At 57.5% G+C, this 19,009-nt stretch carries 23 protein-coding genes and 1 pseudogene; 11 read left to right on the top strand and 13 right to left on the bottom strand.

What is annotated here, in order from left to right; all coding sequences use genetic code 11:
- Positions 1-125 precede the first annotated feature (125 nt).
- Together H097_RS06590 and H097_RS06585 are read right to left on the bottom strand one after the other, a co-directional pair.
- Entirely contained in the window at positions 126-1,238 is a 1,113-nt protein-coding gene (locus H097_RS06590; protein ID WP_032858390.1) for a TIGR00730 family Rossman fold protein, read from the bottom strand.
- Between the two features lie 332 nt (positions 1,239-1,570).
- Entirely contained in the window at positions 1,571-2,005 is a 435-nt protein-coding gene (locus tag H097_RS06585; protein ID WP_032858389.1) for a PA3611 family quorum-sensing-regulated virulence factor, read from the bottom strand.
- A gap of 192 nt (positions 2,006-2,197) precedes the next feature.
- On the opposite strand from H097_RS06585, the gene H097_RS06580 reads away from it, so the two are divergent.
- From H097_RS06580 to H097_RS06570, 3 genes are all read left to right on the top strand, one after another.
- On the top strand, positions 2,198-2,908 hold the full coding sequence (locus tag H097_RS06580) for a tRNA-uridine aminocarboxypropyltransferase (RefSeq protein WP_032858388.1): 711 nt from the start codon (positions 2,198-2,200) through the stop codon (positions 2,906-2,908).
- A 162-nt stretch (positions 2,909-3,070) separates the two neighbouring features.
- A complete protein-coding gene (locus H097_RS06575; protein WP_032858386.1) occupies positions 3,071-3,718 on the top strand; it encodes a response regulator transcription factor ErdR in 648 nt (215 codons plus the stop codon).
- Positions 3,719-3,795: 77 nt separating this feature from the next.
- A complete protein-coding gene (locus H097_RS06570; protein WP_032858385.1) occupies positions 3,796-4,158 on the top strand; it encodes a diacylglycerol kinase in 363 nt (120 codons plus the stop codon).
- Here H097_RS06570 and H097_RS06565 read toward each other — a convergent pair.
- Complete coding sequence (locus H097_RS06565) at positions 4,155-5,081, bottom strand: LysR family transcriptional regulator (RefSeq protein ID WP_032858383.1); 927 nt, start codon at positions 5,079-5,081, stop codon at positions 4,155-4,157. The genes H097_RS06570 and H097_RS06565 overlap by 4 nt on opposite strands.
- A 125-nt stretch (positions 5,082-5,206) precedes the next feature.
- Between H097_RS06565 and fpr the strand changes: the two genes are divergently transcribed.
- A complete protein-coding gene (gene fpr, locus H097_RS06560) occupies positions 5,207-5,986 on the top strand; it encodes a ferredoxin-NADP reductase (RefSeq protein ID WP_003172178.1) in 780 nt (259 codons plus the stop codon).
- Between the two features lie 182 nt (positions 5,987-6,168).
- On the opposite strand, the gene tsaA is transcribed toward fpr, so the two are convergent.
- The 5 genes from tsaA to rimO form a co-directional block, all read right to left on the bottom strand.
- The gene (tsaA, locus tag H097_RS06555; RefSeq protein WP_032858381.1) at positions 6,169-6,864 is read right to left on the bottom strand and encodes a tRNA (N6-threonylcarbamoyladenosine(37)-N6)-methyltransferase TrmO; all 696 of its coding nucleotides are present in this window, start codon (positions 6,862-6,864) and stop codon (positions 6,169-6,171) included.
- Between the two features lie 3 nt (positions 6,865-6,867).
- Complete coding sequence (locus H097_RS06550) at positions 6,868-7,329, bottom strand: DUF1456 family protein (RefSeq protein ID WP_032858379.1); 462 nt, start codon at positions 7,327-7,329, stop codon at positions 6,868-6,870.
- A 66-nt stretch (positions 7,330-7,395) separates the two neighbouring features.
- Positions 7,396-8,106 (bottom strand): rRNA pseudouridine synthase, encoded by a 711-nt coding sequence (locus tag H097_RS06545; RefSeq protein WP_029295333.1) that lies wholly within the window; start codon positions 8,104-8,106, stop codon positions 7,396-7,398.
- 107 nt (positions 8,107-8,213) lie between these two features.
- On the bottom strand, positions 8,214-8,684 hold the full coding sequence (locus H097_RS06540; protein ID WP_032858377.1) for a GNAT family N-acetyltransferase: 471 nt from the start codon (positions 8,682-8,684) through the stop codon (positions 8,214-8,216).
- A 103-nt stretch (positions 8,685-8,787) separates the two neighbouring features.
- On the bottom strand, positions 8,788-10,113 hold the full coding sequence (rimO, locus tag H097_RS06535; protein ID WP_032858376.1) for a 30S ribosomal protein S12 methylthiotransferase RimO: 1,326 nt from the start codon (positions 10,111-10,113) through the stop codon (positions 8,788-8,790).
- A gap of 198 nt (positions 10,114-10,311) precedes the next feature.
- On the opposite strand from rimO, the gene H097_RS06530 reads away from it, so the two are divergent.
- The 4 genes from H097_RS06530 (at position 10,312) to H097_RS06510 (ending at position 13,475) form a co-directional block, all read left to right on the top strand.
- On the top strand, positions 10,312-11,928 hold the full coding sequence (locus H097_RS06530) for a recombinase family protein (protein ID WP_191982819.1): 1,617 nt from the start codon (positions 10,312-10,314) through the stop codon (positions 11,926-11,928).
- A 447-nt stretch (positions 11,929-12,375) separates the two neighbouring features.
- Positions 12,376-12,933 carry a hypothetical protein gene (locus tag H097_RS06520; RefSeq protein WP_032858370.1) on the top strand — a complete coding sequence of 186 codons (558 nt, stop codon included), beginning with the start codon at positions 12,376-12,378 and terminating at the stop codon, positions 12,931-12,933.
- Between the two features lie 3 nt (positions 12,934-12,936).
- A complete protein-coding gene (locus tag H097_RS06515; protein WP_229752240.1) occupies positions 12,937-13,173 on the top strand; it encodes a hypothetical protein in 237 nt (78 codons plus the stop codon).
- Positions 13,170-13,475: a hypothetical protein gene (locus H097_RS06510; protein ID WP_032858367.1), complete on the top strand. Its 306-nt coding sequence runs from the start codon at positions 13,170-13,172 to the stop codon at positions 13,473-13,475. The genes H097_RS06515 and H097_RS06510 overlap by 4 nt, the downstream gene beginning before the upstream one ends.
- Before the next feature lie 14 nt (positions 13,476-13,489).
- Here the strand turns inward: H097_RS06510 and H097_RS06505 are convergent, their stop codons facing one another.
- Positions 13,490-14,128: a BRCT domain-containing protein gene (locus tag H097_RS06505; protein ID WP_032858365.1), complete on the bottom strand. Its 639-nt coding sequence runs from the start codon at positions 14,126-14,128 to the stop codon at positions 13,490-13,492.
- 24 nt (positions 14,129-14,152) lie between these two features.
- Positions 14,153-14,866: an XRE family transcriptional regulator gene (locus H097_RS06500; RefSeq protein ID WP_032858363.1), complete on the bottom strand. Its 714-nt coding sequence runs from the start codon at positions 14,864-14,866 to the stop codon at positions 14,153-14,155.
- A gap of 103 nt (positions 14,867-14,969) precedes the next feature.
- On the opposite strand from H097_RS06500, the gene H097_RS06495 reads away from it, so the two are divergent.
- The 3 genes from H097_RS06495 to H097_RS06485 all read left to right on the top strand — a co-directional run bounded on the left by H097_RS06495 (position 14,970) and on the right by H097_RS06485 (position 16,788).
- Entirely contained in the window at positions 14,970-15,236 is a 267-nt protein-coding gene (locus H097_RS06495) for a Cro/CI family transcriptional regulator (protein WP_082445536.1), read from the top strand.
- Positions 15,237-15,238: 2 nt separating this feature from the next.
- Complete coding sequence (locus H097_RS06490; RefSeq protein WP_032858361.1) at positions 15,239-15,856, top strand: hypothetical protein; 618 nt, start codon at positions 15,239-15,241, stop codon at positions 15,854-15,856.
- Positions 15,857-16,185: 329 nt separating this feature from the next.
- Positions 16,186-16,788 (top strand): hypothetical protein, encoded by a 603-nt coding sequence (locus H097_RS06485; RefSeq protein ID WP_229752239.1) that lies wholly within the window; start codon positions 16,186-16,188, stop codon positions 16,786-16,788.
- A gap of 703 nt (positions 16,789-17,491) precedes the next feature.
- On the opposite strand, the gene H097_RS27565 is transcribed toward H097_RS06485, so the two are convergent.
- The 3 genes and pseudogenes from H097_RS27565 to H097_RS28630 form a co-directional block, all read right to left on the bottom strand.
- Positions 17,492-17,752, bottom strand: a complete 261-nt coding sequence (locus H097_RS27565) for an ogr/Delta-like zinc finger family protein (RefSeq protein WP_038449110.1) — start codon at positions 17,750-17,752, stop codon at positions 17,492-17,494.
- A 72-nt stretch (positions 17,753-17,824) separates the two neighbouring features.
- Positions 17,825-18,694: a phage portal protein gene (locus H097_RS06480; RefSeq protein WP_195787908.1), complete on the bottom strand. Its 870-nt coding sequence runs from the start codon at positions 18,692-18,694 to the stop codon at positions 17,825-17,827.
- A pseudogene (locus H097_RS28630) lies at positions 18,606-19,009 on the bottom strand (terminase); the annotation flags it as partial. The pseudogene H097_RS28630 and the gene H097_RS06480, both read right to left, overlap by 89 nt.

Genomic DNA, 19,009 nt, shown 5'->3' with positions numbered 1-19,009 from the left:
GGGTCAGGTATCAATACCGTGGCAGATAGACCGCTATCGCTGGCAAGCCAGCTCCTACATGGATTTTGCGTTTATACAAAAAGGCCCGCTATGAAAATAGCGGGCCTTTTTTGCGTTTTACGGCATCACGCTGGCTCCGGCGTCACCCGTTGCTGTGCTTTACCCTGGGCTTGAGCCCAGTTTTCCGGCAAGTTGATGTAGTCCACCAACTCCCGCAGCCGGCCCTGATTACGACCGGTGAAGTTGAATACCAGTCGCGTCAGGTGGTTGAAGCGAGGCTCATCGTATTCCTCACCGGCATAGGCCAGTTGCTGGAAACCGTCGCTGAGCAACAGGTCTGCGAAGGCTGTTTGTATATGCGTCAACGCATGCTCGCTGAGAGGATGGTTCATGCGGACCACGAATTGACGTTTCAGCCAGCGGGTAGAGTGGAAGTTGGCATAGAACTGGTTGATTTCATGGACCGCCTCCTCGGCGCTATGCACCAGGCGCACCAATTTCAGGTCGGTGGGCAGGATGTAGCGGTTGGCCTCCAGTTGGTTGCGAATAAACTCCAGGGCGCCTTTCCAGAAACCGCCCCCCGGTTCATCCAGCAGTACCACGGGAACCAGCGGGCTCTTGCCGGTCTGGATCAGGGTCAAGACTTCCAGCGCTTCATCCAGGGTGCCGAAGCCGCCAGGGCACAGCACCAGCCCATCGGCTTCCTTGACGAAAAACAGTTTGCGGGTAAAGAAGAAGTGGAACGACAGCAGGTTTTCCGTGCCATCGATGGTCGGGTTGGCATGCTGTTCGAAGGGCAGGGTGATGTTGAACCCCAGGCTGTGTTCCAGGCCCGCGCCTTCGTGGGCGGCGGCCATGATGCCACCGCCACCACCGGTGATGACCATCAGGTCAGAACGGGCCAGGGCTGCGCCCACTTCCCGGGCCAGGGCATACAGGGGGCTTTCGACCGGGGTGCGGGCCGAACCGAATACCGTGACCTTGCGCCGGCCCTTGAACTGTTCGAGTACGCGGAAGGCATGGTCCAGCTCGCGTATGGCCTTCAAGGTGATCTTGGCATTCCAGCGGTCACGGTCGTCCTGGGCCATGCGCAGCACGGTGAGGATCATGTCGCGATACAGGGGAATGTTCGGGCTGCTGGGGGCAATCAGGTTGAGTTGCGCTTCGACCTGCTGGGCGAGGTCGGTCCCGTTGTCTGGAAAATGACGGGTGAGGAGGTCATTCGGTTGATCAGGCATTCAGCTTCTCCTTCGTTACAGAGCCCCGGCGTCTTGTTGCAGGCTGCTGACGGCGACGAAACAGGCTCTGTATGTTCCTTGTGATTAAAAACCTTTGCACTGCAAGTCACGCGAGGGCAACCCTTTTTTGCCCTGGAAATGTTACCGGATCACTCGATCATGACCCCCTAAAGTCTTGTCTGGCAATAACTTATTGGAGATGAAGGAGAGTGGTGGTGCAACTGTAGGAGCGAGCTTGCTCGCGAAGATCGTCATCGGTGACACGGGCAATCTGAATGAATGGGTTGCCCTGACGTTTTTCGCGAGCAGGCACGCGCCTGGAGGATGAAGGCTTACTTTTTCTTCTTGGCCGGGGCAGGGCAATCAGCCTCGACGAACTTGACCGACGCCACCGGGCGGTTGCTCTTGTTTTCGGTGATTTCGTAGCGCATCACGGCACCCTTGGCCATCAACTCGCGGTAGCCTTTGTTCAGGCAAACGCTTTGCCCCAACTGGAAATACACCGCCTTGGGGTTGGCGCGCATTTGCTCGGCACGTTCTGGTAATACGCTCAGGTGGTCAATCAACTGCATGCCTTCGACGGTGTAGGCCACTTCCAGGGTTTGTTCATCGATTTCCCTGGGCAGGTCTTTGTTGCTTTCCGCCGCGACGCTTTGCAGTTTCTTGTTCATTTGCAGCTCCACCAGGGAGGCTGCCTGGGCGCCCAGGGGCAATACCAGCGCCAGGGCGACGGTCGGGGCGGCAAGACGCAACATAAGACGCAGCATGAAACTCTCCTGATTCGGTTACTGGTCCATAGACCCGCCACTGCGCTGTGCGTTCAGTGGCGCGCGATTATAGGTGACCTGGAGCCGCGACGGCCAGGCGTATTGGCTGGGCAGCTCTGGTAAACTGCCGGCACTTTTGCCTGTCCCGAGTTTATCCGTGTCGATTTTCATCGCTCCACCCTGGCGCCCGCTATGAGTCACGCAGTCTTTCGCTTGCGTACCCAGCGCCTGGCCCGTGCCGTCAGCCCTTTTGTTGCTCGGGGCTCGCGTGCCGAACGTTGCCCCAGATGCCGGGTCATCCCCCAATACTGCCTGTGTGCATGGCGGCCAAAGGTTCAGGCCAGGTCGGCCATGTGCCTGTTGATGCACGACGTGGAGCCGATGAAACCCAGCAACACTGGCTGGCTGATAGCCGATGTCATCGAAGACACCAGCGCTTTCCCCTGGTCGCGCACGGCCGTCGAGCCAGAGCTGCTGACCCTGTTGGCCGACCCGCAATGGCAGCCTTATATCGTCTTTCCCGGCGAGTTCGTTGCACCGCAGCGAGTGGTCAACGAGGTCAGGGTGACGGACGGCAAACGCCCGTTGTTTATCCTGCTCGATGGTACCTGGAGCGAAGCGCGCAAGATGTTCCGCAAGAGCCCGTACCTGGAGCACCTGCCGGTACTGAGCCTGGAACCGGAGCAGTTATCGCGCTACAAGTTGCGTCGCTCCAAGCGCGATGACCACTTCTGCACCGCCGAAGTGGCCGCCTTGTGCCTGGAACTGGCCGAGGACCAGCAGGCCAGCGAAGTGCTGGATGCCTACCTGGATGTTTTCAGTACCCACTACCTGGCGGCCAAGTTCCAGTTGGTGCTGGACCCGACAGACAACGTGCATACGCGTCTTGCACCTTATCTGTAGGCATTCGGGGCCAGAGGACCTTTGCATGATGGCACTGCAGCGCCTGAGCCGGCTAAAATGCCATCAGGCGTAACTGTTCGTGACAGCCGCTGGCTGGCACCTCGTACGTTGGCGAGCACCGAACCCATCGGTGCTCCCATAAAAAACAGGATCATTTAATAAATGGCCACATACGAAATCCTGATTGCCGATGACCACCCTCTTTTCCGCAGCGCGCTGCACCAGGCCGTCACGCTGGGCCTGGGCCCGGATGTGCGCCTGGTTGAAGTGGGCAGCATCGCTGAGCTGGAAACCTGCCTGACCGACAAGACCGATTGGGACCTGGTGCTACTGGACCTGAATATGCCTGGCGCCTATGGGTTTTCCGGCCTGGTGCTGTTACGCGGGCAATACCCGCAGATTCCAGTGGTGATGGTGTCGGCCCAGGAAGAGGCAGACGTCGTCGTGCGCTCCCGCGAATTCGGGGCCAGTGGCTTTATCCCCAAGTCCAGCTCCATGGAGCAGATTCAAGCGGCAGTGCGTACGGTGTTGGACGGTGACGTCTCGTGGCCGCCCCAGGCATTTGAAGAAATCAATGTGTCCGCCGAAGCCAAGGCCGCCCAGGAAGGGCTCGCCAGCCTTACCCCGCAGCAGTTCCGTGTATTGACCATGGTCTGCGAAGGCTTGCTGAACAAGCAGATCGCCTATGAGCTGAGTGTGTCCGAGGCGACCATCAAGGCCCACGTTACCGCGATTTTCCGTAAGTTGGGCGTGCGCACCCGCACCCAGGCGGCGTTGCTGCTGCAACAACTTGAGTCAATTTCCCACTGATAGGGCGGCTCGATTCACGCTTTTTTGACCTGGCTTACTCTAGCTTCCCACCATCTTTTTGCGCAGTTGCCTACTCTATGTCGCCTTTCAAGGGTCAAACCGGTATCAAACGTATCTTCAACGCAGGGGGCTATTCCCTCGATGGCCTGCGTGCGGCTTTCACCGGCGAGGCGGCCTTTCGCCAGTTGGTGTTGCTCAACGTCATCCTGATTCCATTGAGCTTCTTCCTCAATGTCAGCCGCGTAGAGCGCGCACTGCTGATTGCGGTGTGCCTGCTGGCGTTGATTGTCGAGTTGCTCAACTCGGCCGTGGAAGCGGCGATCGACCGGATCTCCCTGGATCGCCACCCTTTGTCGAAAAACGCCAAGGACATGGGCAGCGCCGCGCAGTTCGTGGCATTGACCATGATTACCGTGGTGTGGGCCGTGATCCTGGTCTAAGCGATATTCGGCAGCACGATTTCGTCGCTGCGCTGCACCCCGGCGGTGAAGGCGCGGCACAGTTCGAGGAACTCGCGCATGGCCGAGGTCTGGTACTTCTGTTTATGCCAGATAAAGTAGAACTGCCGGGCCAGGTCCAGGTCCGGGGTTTCCACCGGCACCAGGCTGCCACGCCGGAACGCGTCCCGTAGCGCCAGGCGGGAAATGCAGCCAATCCCCAAACCAGACTCCACGGCCCGCTTGATGGCCTCGGTGTGCTCCAGTTCCAGCCGGATGTTCAGCGCACTGCGATGGTGGCGCATGGCTTGATCAAAGGTCAGGCGTGTCCCGGAGCCCTGTTCCCGCAGGATCCAGGCTTCATGGGTCAATTGCTCCATGGTCGCCTGGCCGCGCAGGGCCAGGGGATGCTGCGGTGCGCAGAACACTACCAGTTCATCCTCGACCCAGGTTTGCACCTCGATATCCGGGTGGCTGCAGTCGCCTTCGATTAGACCCAGATCAATTTCGTAATGCGCGACCTGATGCACGATATGCGCAGTGTTTTGTACATGCAGTTTCACCTGGCTCTCGGGATGCTGCTGCATGAAACTGCCGATCAGCAGCGTGGCCAGGTAATTGCCGATGGTCAGCGTGGCACCGACCGCCAGGGAACCGAAGCCGGACTTGCCGTTGAGCAGGTCCTCGATCTCCTTGGCCTGGTCCAGTAGCGCCACCGCCTGGGGCAGCAACTGATGGCCGAGGGCGTTGAGGCTCAAGCGTTTGCCGGCACGGTCGAATAATTGGCAGCTGGATTGGCGCTCCAGCTCGGTGATCGAGGTGCTGGCGGCGGATTGAGATAAGGCCAGAAGGCCAGCAGCGCGTGACACACTTTCCTGCTGGGCGACGGCGACGAAGACTTGCAGTTGACGGAGAGTAAATCGCATATCGATATAACCGATAACCCTTATCTTAATAATCCAGTTAACAGATATTGTCGCCGCCATTAGAATACTGTGCAATTGCGCACCTATCATTTTGGCGCAGACCTATTTCCAGGAGTTCCCCGTACATGAGCAACATGAACCACGAGCGTGTCCTCAGTGTTCATCACTGGAACGACACTCTGTTCAGCTTCAAGTGCACCCGCGATCCGGGCCTGCGCTTCGAGAACGGTCAGTTCGTGATGATCGGCCTGCAACAGCCCAATGGCCGCCCGCTCATGCGTGCTTACTCCATTGCCAGCCCGAACTGGGAAGAGCATCTGGAGTTCTTCAGCATCAAGGTCCCGGATGGCCCGCTGACTTCCCAGTTGCAGCACTTGAAGGAAGGCGACGAGATCATCATCAGCAAAAAACCGACTGGCACCCTGGTGCTGGACGATTTGAAACCGGGCAAGCACCTGTACCTGCTCAGCACCGGTACTGGCCTCGCTCCATTCATGAGCGTGATCCAGGACCCGGAAACCTACGAGCGCTTTGAGAAAGTGATCCTGTGCCACGGCGTGCGTTACGTCAACGAAGTCGCCTATCGCGAGTTCATCACCGAGCACCTGCCGCAGAACGAGTTCTTCGGCGAGGCGCTGCGTGAAAAACTGATCTACTACCCGACCGTGACCCGCGAGCCGTTCGAAAACGAAGGCCGCCTGACCGACCTGATGCGCAGCGGCAAGCTGTTCAGCGATATCGGCCTGCCGCCGATCAATCCTGAAGACGACCGCGCCATGCTGTGCGGTAGCCCAAGCATGTTGGATGAGACCAGTGAAGTGTTGAACAGCTTCGGCCTGAAGGTTTCGCCACGCATGCGTGAGCCGGGTGACTACCTGATCGAGCGTGCGTTCGTCGAGAAATAACCTCTGGTCACCTGTAGGAGCGAGCTTGCTCGCGAAAATCGTCAACGATAACGCGGTCATCCAGAGTTGACGCGTTGTCCTTGCGCTCTTCGCGAGCAAGCTCGCTCCTACAGGTAAATGCGTTTGCAAAGAAAAGCCCGCATTGCCTGTGAAGGCAGTGCGGGCTTTTTCATTTTTGCGATTTACTTCACCGCAACCACTTCAAGCACACAAATCATCCCCGCCTCGGGATAGTGCCAACGCACATCCACATCCCAGAACCGCACGCCATATTCGCGCTCCGGCCCAGGCGTCTGATACGCCGGCCGTGGATCCTGTGCCAGGCACTGTTCAATCAGCTCCACCAACGGTTCGCCAAGGCGCTGAGCGTGAGTGTGAGCCTGTTGCAGTGCGGTCTTCAGCCATTGCACGGGGATCAGCGCCGGTGCGGCACTGGCAATACTGTTGGTCGCGGTATCAATGATGTCGGCATACGGCACATACGGCTTGATGTCCAACACCGGCGTACCATCGAGCAGATCAATCCCGGAAATCCACAGCCGGCCCGGCTCCACCTTGTCCAGTTTCACCACCGACTGGCCAATCCCATTCGGGCGATGGGTCGCGCGGGTGGCAAATACGCCCATGGACGTGTTGCCCCCCAGGCGCGGCGGACGCACCTTCAACCGCGGTTTATCCTCCAGGGCCTGATGAAACAGAAACAGCAACCACACATGGCTGACCTGCTCCAGGCCTTGCACCGCCTCACCCTGGTCGAACGGCGCCACCAACTCCAGCACGCCCCGGGCGGCGGGTGCCAGTTGTGGCTGGCGCGGGATGGCGAACTTCTCCTTGAAGCAGGAGTGCACGAAGCCCACGGGCGAGACGTTGTAACTCATGGCTTAAGCACGAACTCGCAGCGTCAGCCCCTTGAGGAAATTACGCAGCAACTGGTCGCCACACGGGCGATAGTTGGTGTGGCCGAACTTGCGGAACAACGCGCTCAGCTCCGGCTTGGACACCGGGAACTCGGCCGCCTTGAGGATGGCGTGCATGTCGTCTTCCTTCAGTTCGAAGGCCACGCGCAGCTTCTTGAGGATGATGTTGTTGGTCACCGGGGTTTCGATCGGCTGCGGTGGACGGCTTTCGTCCTTGCCACGCTTGAAGATCACCAGGCCATCGAGGAAATGTGCCATGACCTCGTCCGGGCAGAACACAAAGCCTTCTTCCTCATCTTTCTTGAGGTAGGTCAGCAGGTCGTCCTTGGACACTTCCATGCCGCCGAGCTTGATGATCTCGACCATCTTGTTGTCGCTGATGTCGAGCATGTAGCGCACGCTGCGCAGTACGTCGTTGTGAATCATGGTGGGCAATCCTGGTATTCGACTGTAGACATCGCCCGGGCGGGCGATGTCGAGAGAGAGGGCGGCTTAGAACTTTTCTTTGCCGGACATGTAGCGCCATTGGCCGACCGGCACTTTGCCAATGGACACGCCGCCAATACGGATGCGGCGAATGGCCACAACCTTCAAGCCAATGGCTTCGCAGAACAGGGCAATGATGCCGGGCTGCGGGTTTTTCAGGGCAAAGCGCAGGCGGTTCTCGTTCTGCCAGCTGGCTTTGACCGCAGGCAATTCCTTGCCTTTGTACATCAGGCCGTGGGCGAGGCGGTTCAGGCCGTGCTCTGCCACGTCGCCTGCGACTTCAACCACATATTCCTGCTCGATCTTGGCGGCATCGGCCGTCAGCTTGCGCAGGATCTTCCAATCCTGGGTAAACACCAGTAGGCCGCTGGCCTTGGCTTGCAGGTCGGCGCTGGCGGTCAGGCGCAGGAAGTGGCCTTTGAGCGGGCGCTTGCTGAAGCGGTGTTCTTCTGACAGCGTCTCGGCGCTCAGGGACTGCATCGCGCTGTCGACATCCACACCTGCCGGCGCATGAAATAGGATAGTCACCGGCTCTGGAGCCGTGGCCTTGGCCTCGGGATCAAGTTCGACTTTTTGTGTCGTGACCTTGAACTGCGGCTCATCGATCACTTCGCCATCCACCGAGACCCAGCCGCCTTCGATAAACAGCTCGGCCTCCCGACGGGAGCAACCGACCAGTTCGATAAGGCGTTTGGAGAGGCGTATGGGGTCAGTCATGACAAGGGCCGTAACAAAAGGGGGCAGCTATTGTACCTGCCTGGCGCCGGTTAATCCCGGCCCCATTTCGCTGCTGTTGCTTTTTGTGGGAGCTGGCTTGGGTTGTATCAGCCGCTGCGTGTTTGCTGGGCCTGGCGCAAACGCATATGCAGCAAGGGATAGGGTTGGCCCATGCCGTCATGCTCGGTGCGCCCGATCACTTCAAAGCCCTGTTTAAGGTAGAAGCCCAGGGCCTGCGGGTTCTGTTCGTTGACGTCCAGTTCCTCGGCATTCATCGACTCAATGGCATAGCGCAATAATTGCCGCCCCAGGCCCTGGCCTCGGTACTGCGGATCGATGAACAGCATCTCGACCTTGCCTGCCGCGACGCCGGCAAAGCCGGTGATACGCTGGCGCGTGTCCTTGGTGCAGATCAGCATCACGGCATCCAGGTAGCGCGTGAGCACCAGGTTTCTCAGGCGCTCGATGTAACTTTGCGGCAAGAAGTCATGGGTGGCCCGCACCGATGCCTCCCAGATCCGGGTCAGCTCCTGATAGTCGCTGGGTTTGGGGGTGTGGATAACCGAGTGCTGGCCCATGCCCGCTGCTCCTTGCTGCTTGTTGGCGGTAATGGGGCAAACGATAGACCTAAAAAAGCCCCGCATCTTGTCCAGAAGCAGGGCTTTTTCAATTTTTTACAGCTTAGTCGCGTTTTTGCGCCCAGAGATCGTACTCGTCGGCGTCCGTGACCGTGCACCAGACTTTGTCGCCCGGCTTGAGGCCGCTGGCATCGTCGATGAATACGTTACCGTCGATTTCCGGAGCGTCGAAGAAGCAGCGGCCGACCGCGCCTTGCTCGTCCACTTCGTCGATCAGCACTTCGATTTCCTTGCCGATGCGCAGTTGCAGGCGTGCGGAGCTGATGGCCTGTTGATGGGCCATGAAGCGCTCCCAACGGTCCTGCTTGACGTCATCCGGCACCACGGCCAGGTCCAGCAGGTTGGCCGGCGCACCTTCCACTGGCGAGTACTGGAAGCAGCCAACGCGGTCCAGTTGGGCTTCGGTCAGCCAATCCAGCAGGTACTGGAAGTCTTCCTCGGTTTCGCCAGGGAAGCCGACGATGAATGTCGAGCGGATGATCAGCTCAGGGCAGATCTGGCGCCAGTTCTTGATCCGCGCCAGGGTCTTGTCTTCAAACGCCGGGCGTTTCATGGCCTTGAGCACTTTCGGGCTGGCGTGCTGGAACGGGATGTCCAGGTACGGCAGGATCTTGCCGGCGGCCATCAGCGGGATCAACTCGTCCACGTGCGGGTACGGGTAGACGTAGTGCAGGCGCACCCACACACCCAGGCTGCTCAAGGCTTCGCAGAGTTCGGTCATGCGGGTTTTCACTGGCGCGCCGTTCCAGAAACCGGTGCGGTACTTCACGTCGACGCCGTAGGCGCTGGTGTCCTGGGAGATCACCAGCAGCTCCTTGACGCCAGACTTGACCAGGCGCTGGGCCTCGTCCAGCACATCGCCCACCGGGCGGCTGACCAGCTTGCCACGCATCGACGGAATGATGCAGAAGCTGCAGCTGTGGTTGCAGCCTTCGGAAATTTTCAGGTAAGCGTAATGACGCGGGGTCAGCTTGATGCCTTGCGGCGGCACCAGGTCGATCAGCGGGTTGTGGTCCTGGCGCGGTGGCACCACTTGGTGTACGGCATTGACCACCTGCTCGTACTGCTGCGGGCCGGTTACGGCCAGCACGCTTGGGTGCACGTTGCGGATATTGCCTTCTTCCACGCCCATGCAGCCGGTGACGATGACCTTGCCGTTTTCCTTGATGGCTTCGCCGATCACTTCCAAAGACTCGGCCTTGGCCGAGTCAATGAAGCCACAGGTGTTGACCACCACCACGTCGGCGTCCTGGTAGGTGGACACGACATCGTACCCTTCCATGCGCAGTTGGGTGAGGATGCGCTCGGAGTCGACCAGAGCTTTCGGGCACCCTAGCGATACAAACCCTACACGTGGATTATTACTCATATACTCACAGCCTGCAGGGTTTGCCCTGGTCGAATTTCGTGGCGCGCGATTCTAAGCGTTGATCAAATAATGCGCAAAAACAATTGTCGCAAACGAGTATTGTTCGTAAAACGAGGGAGTGCTAGGAGTGTTTTTTATCGACGCGATGGGGATATGGGAGAGCGTCTTTGGACGTGGCAATAGTGCTGGTGTTTCATTTTGAAACATGCCGGCCATGTGTATAGCTATCTACGCTTCTCTGACCCACGCCAAGCAATAGGAAGCAGTGCGGATCGTCAACTGGCCTATGCGGCGTCCTGGGCAGCACAGCGGGGTATGGCGCTGGATGCCACGCTAACGTTGAAAGATGAAGGTCTATCCGCTTATCACCAGCGCCATGTCAAACAAGGGGCGCTGGGGGTTTTCCTACGTGCGGTCGAGGACGGCCGAATCGCCAGCGGGTCAGTTCTGGTCGTTGAAGGTTTGGATCGCCTGAGTCGAGCGGAGCCTATACAGGCCCAGGCTCAATTGGCGCAGATCATCAATGCGGGTATTACAGTCGTTACCGCCAGCGACGGCCGTGAATACAACCGGGCGGGTTTGAAGGCTCAGCCTATGGACTTGGTTTATTCGCTCCTGGTGATGATAAGGGCGCACGAAGAGTCTGATACCAAAAGCAAGCGCGTTAAAGCCGCAATCCGTCGCCAGTGCGAAGGCTGGTTGGCTGGTTCATTCCGTGGGTTGATCCGTAATGGTAAAGATCCCCAGTGGGTGCGCCTGACCAATGACGGATGGGAATTAATCCCGGAGCGCGTCGCGGCAGTAAAACGGGCGCTTGAGCTTTATCGCCAAGGGCTAGGCGCCGGGCGTGCTGCAGCAGTCATGCATGAAGAAGGTTTCCAGTTAACCGACGGAGGAATTTCCGGGCTGCAGATATACCGAACGATCAAGCTACCCGCGCTACGAGGCGTTAAAAGGTTGAGCCTTGATGGTGAGGACTACGAGCTTGAGGAGTATTACCCGCGGATCCTGTCCGATGCGGAGTGGAGTGATTTACAGCACCTTGCAGGCCAGCGGTTGCGTCGGAGAGGGGCCGGCGAGATACCAGGCATCATCACCGGTGTGGGACTGGCTTATTGCGGCTACTGCGGCACGGCATTGGTCGCGCAAAACATCATGAAACGCCGGCGCTCTGATGGGAGCATCGCAGATGGTAATCGTCGTCTGCAGTGTACTTCTTACAGCAAGAACGGTGGTTGTTCCGCCGGTGGCAGCTGCAGTGTCGTACCCATTGAGCGTGCTTTGTTGAGCTTTTGTTCTGACCAGCTCAATTTGCAACGTCTCTTGCAATTAGGCGACGACGGTAAAGGTGTTCGTCAAAAGCTGCTTGTTGCCCGTGCCGCATTAGAGAAGATCACTACACAGCTAGGGAAGGTAACTGACGCCTTACTTGCGGACGAAAGTGGTGCTTCGCCAATTGCCTTCATTCGTAAGGCCAGAGAGTTGGAGGAGCAGCAAGGAGTGGCTGAGCAAAATGTAAAACGACTGGAGTTTGAGTTGGCCGCGATGTCTTGCGCAGTTCGGCCAGCGCAGGCCGATCGCTGGGAGGAACTGGCGGCCCAGGTGTTTGCAGGCGACTACGGAGCGCGAGAGAAGGTCCGGCAACTGATCATGGATACGTTTGAGCGGATCGTGATCTATATGAGAGGTATGAGTGCCCAGGACCGTAAGGGGCAAGCGATCGACGTCCAGTTGCTCTCGCGAACTGGGCAGCACCGTTTGATTCAAATTGATCGTCGTACGGGTGAGTGGGTAGCGAGCGAGGACTGGGGGTAACCTTGTGGGGCAACAAGTGGCTACCATATACTGTTTATATGTACAGTAATGGCAAGGAGCATTTATGTTTCAAAGCGCCTGCATTCCGCAGAGGCCCCCTTCACCCTATGAGCTTCTCAGCTATCGCATTCACCGCCAAGTGAACAGTCCAGCAGCTCAGTACCGAAGGAGGACAGTGATCACACGGCAGTCGGGAGAGTTGGAAGCCGATTGGGACTGTCTGCTGGAGCAGTTGGTTGTGGAGGATAGCGTGCGTGTGCTGCCGTTGGAGGATGGGGGCGTTCAACTGAGCTGGACCAACCAGCATCCTAGTTGAGCCATGTGAATTTACCGGTGGTTAATTTAATTTACCGGCGGTATTGATTGTTTTGGTTACCTGCGGTTAACCTATTCCGAATGTCCATTCCAGCGCATGGCGCTGTTCGGTTTATATCGGAGGTTCACCGCATGCATACCCTTTACTTACCACCCTCTGCCCGGTGGAGGCTTTCACAACAGATCACCCAGAGCGGTGTTTTTCTTCATAACCTCTACGATGACAACGGCGTGAGCTGTGCGACGGCTACGATAGCTATTGAGCAGTGCGAGCGTGCCGTATCGATGCGCGTTGAGCTAGGTGACAGTATCAACAGCATCACGCTTGCCAAGCGTAAGGACACAGGAGTCCGGGCTGTCAGGTTTCTTGAGGATTTGTTGAGTGGAGTAACCGTCAGTACGGTACCTGAAGTTGATGAATACCTACTGGTGAGCGATTTGGAGTTGACACTACGGGAGGCGTTGCGACTGCAGCGGGGCACATATGAGTTGCCTGTCGAGGGCATTGAAAGTCTATGGCTAATGCTCCGATCAAGTGCCAGTGAGTCAGCACGTACCGTCTTTCACTTTGAGTTGGATAGTGTCGGCATCACCTTGCCACTTAGGCTTCCAGCTGACCGAGTTCAAGCCTATGAACTTCTGTCTGCTTGTGTTCAAGAGTTTGTTGCTACCTATCGTCGAAAGGGGTGAAGAATGCTCACGGATAACGAAGGTATGACCATTGCTATTTCAGCATTGGACAAGCGTTTGCTCGCAAAAGGAATTGCTGGATGGAGATCCGCCAATGCTGAAATCGATATGGCTATCTCATCTGAAAACTGGGGTGCAATTAACGGCGCCCAACATGATCGGTTTCTGCACGCAAACACGATCGCGCTTATTTTTCACAAATACACCGACACCACGCTAGAGCAAGGAGTGCAACCATGATTGGTATTCCCAAAACGGGCACCTTGGAAAATGGCTGCATCAGTGCAAATGTCACTAGCGGTTATCAATTCACCACCGCCGATGGCCGTCCTGCCCGATTAGCGATTATTGATGACCAAGGAAATGTCGTAGAGTCTGGCGATACAGTGGCCCGCGAGGCGTGGAACGTGTGCATCGCCGTAATCAAAAATTTCAAAATTGGCCAGGGTCACATCATCGTGCACGCGGCTCCACCTGGCCTGGCGCCTGCAGTGAAGGCGCCTGCTACTCGCAGTAGGTTGGTCGTGGGGCAGGGCCAGTGACGGTGCTTAAATGACTACCCCAGCAGAATGCGTTGCCAATGATCTTCAGCGATGATTGCGATAGGTGTGCCATTCTCACGCAGCTCTACTGCACGAAGAATTTTCGTGCCATAGCTGCTGTGAAGCCATTGCTCGTTGCCAATGCTACCAATGACTAAGTAGTCGACTTTTTTGCTGACTCCGGGACCAATTGCCCCGCCACGCTCTCGTACCAATCGTTCACACTCTTTACGCGGGCCAAATGCCATGGTGCCGGTGAAGACAAACACATTGCCGTCGCACTCCACGTGTGGTGCTGGCTGGCAAAGAGGCAGGGGGGTTGGAGCGGTGTGGATGCTTGGAGCTGATCCAGGGGCGCTTATGCCTGCAAAGCCTCTGAGTGTTTCCAGCAGTTCGGTTGATTCATCCTCATCAAGGACACCATCCTGCAGCATCGAGCTAATGCGCTGGTACAGAATGTTTACAACCGGATCATCCAGGTGTGACATCTGACTTTCGATCCACTGGCGAAGGAACTGGGCCTCTTCAAGGGTGATAACGCCGTCGGCAGTGACTCCAGCAGCAAGACCCGCAAGCATGTTCACATTGCGGCGGTCCATACGTGCAGTATTGAAATGGCGACTTTTTTCGAACTCATTATGCAGGTCTGACACTGTTCACGTTCCTTGTTGAGACACTTACATGCCTGTGATTTTTGCGTCGATCGCCCTGCCAATTATTTCCCAGGCTCCATCAAGACAGATGGTTTGATAGTCGGGATTCAGCGGAACCAAGTAGCCGAGGCCAGCATCCTGGTCGTACTTCTTGAACGTGGTTTCGCCGGTAGAGTTGTTGCGAGCGATGTAGAACTTTCCACTGATCAGGTCGAAACCTTCAGGCTGTATCAGTATCGGGGTGCCTTCAGGGAATGTTGGCGGGTTGTCCGAGGTCATTGATTTACCTTTGACCCTCAGCCAATAGCCACGTGGTCCCGCGTTTTCAGTCGATGACAACCACTCATCAGCGATGCCTGACGGGTAGCAAACAGACGATTCGACGGCAGCTCCAGCAGCCACCCAGGTGATCAAAGGGTACTCCCGTGCCTCTCTATGTGGCTGGAGCATTGGGCGCACGTTGGCGTGGTCTGCTGTCAGAGCTGCTATCTCAGAGGCTAGCCGTGGACTGAAGCTCTCCACCGGCTCATCTATCAGTCGTGCGAGAGCTGATGCGAACTTAGCATTTAGCGCATTTGTTCCATTCAGATAGTGAGCCACTGCTGCTGGAGTGATACCGACCTCATCGGCAATTTTCCTCTGATTCAGCTTGAGAGCATTTTTCTTCGAGAGGAAAAGCTTTTGTGCGGCTTCGCATTCAGCAAACAGTTCGGGAGGTAGGGGCTTCTTCTTGGTCATGAGGAGACTATAAACCGTTGGTTAATGAAATTAAGTTACCTGCGGTATTGTTATGATGGTTACCTGCGGTTAATATTCTCTGGTCTAGCCAGAGATCCCCGTCATGAATCAGATCCAATTGCCTGAACTGGTTGCGAAAATTGGTCAGGCTGCAGTCGCCGAGGCATTTGGCATCAGCCCCGCAGCAATTCATAAAGCGATCAGATCCGGTCGCCAAATCATTGTCTCCATAGAGCCCGATGGCACTTACTCGGCTCATGAGCTACGCCCATTTCCTGCTCACAAAGCGCCGACTTCTGGCGCGTTGGAGAGTTATGGCTGCGGAGTAGTTGGAAGTGTGGAGAAGGCTATGGGCTGCCAGTCAGAGTGACTATGTCCACTTCAGGACAACTGTCCGTATCCCGTGACCAGGTGCTGGTGGCCCACGCCGCTGAAATGATCGCCCGCACGGGGTTCAGTCAGGATGACTTCGCCCAGGCATTGAGCGCGAACTTGCACCGTCAGATTTCTTCCAAGGCTGTCAGCAAGGACGTGCCCGATTTTCTAACCCTTGCCCAGGGCAACGACACCACTACCTTCCTGAGAGCTTCTGGCGCCTGGCTGCGCCGCGTTGGACGTTGGCTTAGTGGTGAGGTGGATCTTCCGACTTGGGTCGAGGAGTCCTGGGTAGAGGCGCTGGAAGGCGACTTCAAAGACTGCTGTATCAACGAGCTGGCCAGCCGTCATGGCCTGACTGGTGCGCGTGAGCTGGATGGCGAAGGCAATCCCCTGGGCGCGTTCGGGCTACTGGTGGCCAGGCTCGGCAATACCGTCGCGTTGGGCAGCGAGATTCTTGCTGATGGCCGTATCGATCGCGAAGACCTGGACAAGTTGCCAGAGTTTGTCGATCGGCTGCGTTCGGCGGAGGCTCGGTGCAGCGAACTGCGCTCGCGGGCAGAGGCTGTGCTGCTTGAGCAGTCCGAGAAGCCTCACGTGTCCCGGGCGAACTAGTTTCTGTGACTACTCTGGACAAGGACATCCAACCGCGATCAGCCCGCGGCCGTAAGGGCAGCCCCAGTAAGGGGCGACCTGTTGCTGTGCATCGAGACAAGAAAAGTCCCCACGCCGCTCTAAACGCGCCCATTCGGCCGCCTCGGTATTCCGCTCCACGCCGGTTAACTGGTCAACAACTGAAAAACCCGCTGCTGCGCATGGCGTTCTCCCGACTCAGCCAAATAGGCGACCTACGCGGTAAGTATCTGCGAGACCTGGACACCATCCACGGTGGTCGCCGTACGCGCTCTGAAAAGTTTGTAGCCTTGGCCAGGGCGTCCGAGCAAATGCTGCTGCGTCTGGACTTGGCCACCGGCGTGCTGGGATGGCTTGATGTCGAGCGCGGGCAGTATTTTCTAAACACACAGTGCGGCATCGCGGAAGATTGCGGTATGTCCCCTGCGTCCCTTAACCGCCTTATGCACAGCCTGGATGTGGCCGGGTACGTTTACCGGCGAATCGAGAAAGTGCGGCTGGATGAGAAGGACGAGGCTGGACTTAACCTGGTGCGCACTCGCGTCCTGCTGCGGTTCACCGAAAAGTTCTTTGCTGACCTGGGCGTGCGCTACCTTTGGTATCGGGCAAAAAAGGCCGCGATCAAGCGCAGGAGCAAGGAGCTTCGTGAGGTCAGTGGCCTACGTGCAGCACGTCAAGAAAAGGCGTCATTGGAAGAGTTCCGGCGACAACAGTCCCGGAGCAACTGGGAAAAGAGCGAGGCGCGCAAGGCGGCTCATGCTTACAGTCAGTACGAAACACTGATCCCTACAGACAGTTCACATGGGGGGGGGAAACCTCCCATGGAGCCCGACAGAGGCTCTGGCGGCGTGGATGAATCCATGGCGCGTTTACTGCGCAACGTCCAGGTCAAGAAAGACACCCCCCCGAACTAATCGCATCCCCTGCGAGGCCAGGTTACGCCTGGTGGTCGAAAAAATACCCTACCGTTGTACTCGTTCCGCCGGCATCCATCGACATGGCACTGGATGTGCCCATCTATGCCTCATTTTTACCGTTTTTTCCCGGCGACGCCGGAATGCGTCCGAGCGATCCAGAAGGGCTTTTAATTAAATGGAATTTTAAACCCCATTCAGCAACCCCAAAGGGTATAAAAAAGAGATTTTCGAGGTGTCCACAGGGTCAGTGTGTTGGGTACATGATGATGCCTTCGCCCAAGGGCTCAGTTCGCTACGCTCAGCTTTTTATGAGGAGCGCGGGCTGCGCGCCCGCCCAGCGGCAGGGCAGTGCCCTGCACCCATGCTAGATACCCATCACTCCGTGCTGGCGATCTAGCGCCCTCAAAGCGGTAATTGGGCGCGCCGAGGTGAGTTTTAAAATTCACCGGCAGCGGTCGCGGGCGTGTTCGGGCGGCGCAGCTGATATTTTTGGGTGTGGTTTTGACGGGCTCCCGGCCGCTACGCGGGTAGCGCCGCGCCACGATTGTGAGATTCAGTCGAGAATGTCGCGGCGGCTTATATGCCTGCGCTGCAGGCATTCCGATGCGATAGCCGCCATTGGTGTTGGGCAGGGCCGCTTGGCAGCACTGTATCGATGAGGATGGGGCGAGGCGAGGAGTAGGGGAGGTTGGTCCGGCAGTCAGGCGGGTTGCGAGGCGCCGACTTGGAGAAACAGCTCCTGCTGCTGTTCCGCCGGCAAATTGCGGATACGTTCGAACAAGAGCGTTTCCAGGCGTTGTGTGGGTGGTCGTAGTGAGTGCTTGAAAGTCAACTCCGATACCCACGTGTGCCCGCACTGAGCATCCAGGCATTGGCAATACAGCTTTACATAGCCCCGGGTAATCTCTTCCCGTGAACTGATTCGGCCCTTGTGATCGCAGGCAGTGCAGTAGATTCGCATAGTTCCCTCCCCAGGGTTTAAGAGCCATCATTATGCCTTTCTGATTGGTGATAATCACTAAATACTGTCTATTTATTCAGTTGTTTGCTTGGGTGTTTCGAGTTTTTTCCAGTTGATTCTCCTGTCATTGCGAAGGGTGTCGTTCACTTGGTTGAACAGCTGACAGATCGGCCTGATCTCGTTGCTGGTGTAAACACGATCGATCTTTTCGATGTCCCCAAACCCACCGCTGTTTTCCGGGATGATTCCGGCCAGGGCAGGGTTCATACGCCACGCCGCGATCACGTCATTGCGCGTGATGTTCTTCACCTTCTCCAGTTCGTCCTTGGCCTGGAAGTCCCCCACGGGGATGATCTGGATGGCGTTTTCCTTGCCGTTGGGGATGTTGACGAACATCGAGCGAAAGTTACCCACGCCCTTGCTGGCGCTGATTTGGGCGCGCAGGTTCTCTTCGTCTTCTTCGGTCAGGTCCGGGTCGTTGGTGTAGAAGATGTAACCCGCGTGCGCGCCGTTGCTGTAGTAGCGCCGGCGGAACAGGGTTGCGGCTTCGTTGAGCAACAGCGCCTGCAGGCCGCCCAAGTAGTCGGGCACGCCGTAGATGTTCTGCTCTACGTCATAGTCCAGGACGTGCTCAATCTCGTCCTGGTCGAAGTCCATGTACTTGTTGTCGGGTAGCAGCATCCTGAAACCGCCGTCTACCTTCACCCGCATGTTGATCGCCGGCAGGTGCTGCATTTCCAGCACATGGCCAAAGGCGTTGGTGTCGCGATAGAAATAAGCCTCCCCGAACACCATGTAATCCAGGCCCGCCCGTCCCATGGTCTGCGTGCTGCACCCATCGGACGGGATGAATTCACGCAACAGCAAGTTGCGCTTGAACTTGGGGATTGCGCCGTGGTGCGCGTTGGCGCGCAACAGCTTGGCCAGGCCCGCCCGGGACACCGGCGGTTTGTAGATTTCGCCGTCGTCGCTGGGAAATACGCCCAGGTACTCGCCGATGTTGCCGGACAGCACTTGTTCCGGCTCCCCGAAGGTGAACGCCCGCATGGGCTGTGGCTGTTGCACCTGCTGGTTGGCTCGGGGTTTTCTGCGTCGTTGCTTGGGCATGGTTTCCGCTCGTGACGTAGCGGCTACGGCGCCGCTTGTTGGTGTTCAGGGGTTCATTGGCCAGGGCATGCATCACGGCCCAAGCGATATCGGCGTGGCCGGTAGCGTCGGTGCGCGAAGCGCTGTAGGTGACCTGGCCGCTGGTGGTGG

The sequence above is a fragment of the Pseudomonas sp. FH4 genome (assembly GCF_000510915.2).
Taxonomy (GTDB): Bacteria; Pseudomonadota; Gammaproteobacteria; order Pseudomonadales; family Pseudomonadaceae; genus Aquipseudomonas; species Aquipseudomonas brenneri.
This window is presented reverse-complemented; position numbering and strand designations above follow the sequence as displayed.